This window comes from Pseudooceanicola nitratireducens (genome assembly GCF_900109195.1).
In the GTDB taxonomy this organism is placed as follows: Bacteria; Pseudomonadota; Alphaproteobacteria; order Rhodobacterales; family Rhodobacteraceae; genus Pseudooceanicola; species Pseudooceanicola nitratireducens.
In genome coordinates, this window is record NZ_FNZG01000031.1 from 1 (window position 1) to 1,800 (window position 1,800).

The window sequence follows — 1,800 nt, forward strand, 5'->3', positions numbered from 1 at the left end:
TGACGGCGTACCTTTTGTATAATGGGTCATCGACTTGGTCTATCTAGCAAGCTTAAGCCGTTAGGTGTAGGCGCAGCGAAAGCGAGTCTTAATAGGGCGTATGAGTTAGATGGATCAGACCCGAAACCGAGTGATCTAGGCATGACCAGGATGAAGGTTAGGTAACACTAACTGGAGGTCCGAACCCACACCTGTTGAAAAAGGTCGGGATGAGTTGTGCCTAGGGGTGAAAGGCCAATCAAACTCGGAGATAGCTGGTTCTCCGCGAAATCTATTTAGGTAGAGCGTCATCCGAATACCCCGGGGGGTAGAGCACTGGATGGGTAATGGGGCCCCACAGGCTTACTGATCCTAACCAAACTCCGAATACCCGGGAGTACTAGATGGCAGACACACCACGGATGCTAACGTCCGTGGTGGAGAGGGAAACAACCCTGACCTCCAGCTAAGGCCCCTAATTCATGGCTAAGTGGGAAAGCAGGTGGGACGACCAAAACAACCAGGAGGTTGGCTTAGAAGCAGCCATCCTTTAAAGATAGCGTAACAGCTCACTGGTCTAATCAAGTTGTCCTGCGGCGAAGATGTAACGGGGCTCAAGCCATGAGCCGAAGCTGAGGATGCACGTAGTGCATGGTAGCGGAGCGTAGTGTGACATAACACCATGCCTCCTTAGTCCCCTCGGGGACATTGGAGGCGAGGTGTTTTCGATGAAGCCGGCGCGTGAGCGATCCGGTGGAGAGATCACTAGCGAGAATGATGACATGAGTAGCGACAAACAGGGTGAGAGACCCTGTCGCCGAAAGTCCAAGGGTTCCTGCTTAAAGCTAATCTGAGCAGGGTAAGCCGGCCCCTAAGGCGAGGCCGAAAGGCGTAGTCGATGGGAACCAGGTTAATATTCCTGGGCCAGGAGATGGTGACGGATCACAAAGGTAGTTCAATCTTATCGGATTGATTGGGCTGCTCCGTGGTCCCTGGAAATAGCCCTCCGTAGGACCGTACCCGAAACCGACACAGGTGGACTGGTAGAGAATACCAAGGCGCTTGAGAGAACGATGTTGAAGGAACTCGGCAAAATACCTCCGTAAGTTCGCGAGAAGGAGGCCCAGTTTCTAGGCAACTAGTGGCTGGGGGCACAAACCAGGGGGTGGCGACTGTTTACTAAAAACACAGGGCTCTGCGAAGTCGCAAGACGACGTATAGGGTCTGACGCCTGCCCGGTGCCGGAAGGTTAAAAGGAGGGGTGCAAGCTCCGAATTGAAGCCCCGGTAAACGGCGGCCGTAACTATAACGGTCCTAAGGTAGCGAAATTCCTTGTCGGGTAAGTTCCGACCTGCACGAATGGCGTAACGACTTCCCCGCTGTCTCCAACATCGACTCAGCGAAATTGAATTGCCTGTCAAGATGCAGGCTTCCCGCGGTTAGACGGAAAGACCCCGTGCACCTTTACTACAGCTTCACACTGGCATCAGGCACAACATGTGCAGGATAGGTGGTAGACTTTGAAACCGGAACGCCAGTTTCGGTGGAGTCATCCTTGAGATACCACCCTTGTTCTGCTTGATGTCTAACCGCGATCCCTTATCGGGTTCCGGGACCCTGTGTGGCGGGTAGTTTGACTGGGGCGGTCGCCTCCTAAAGCGTAACGGAGGCGCGCGAAGGTTGGCTCAGAGCGGTCGGAAATCGCTCGTTGAGTGCAATGGCATAAGCCAGCCTGACTGCGAGACTGACAAGTCGAGCAGAGTCGAAAGACGGCCATAGTGATCCGGTGGTCCCAAGTGGGAGGGCCATCGCTCAACGGAT

At 54.2% G+C, this 1,800-nt stretch carries 1 rRNA gene; it reads left to right on the forward strand.

From position 1 onward, the window contains the following. Positions 1-1,800: ribosomal RNA gene (locus tag BMX99_RS19425) — 23S ribosomal RNA — on the forward strand; the annotation flags it as partial.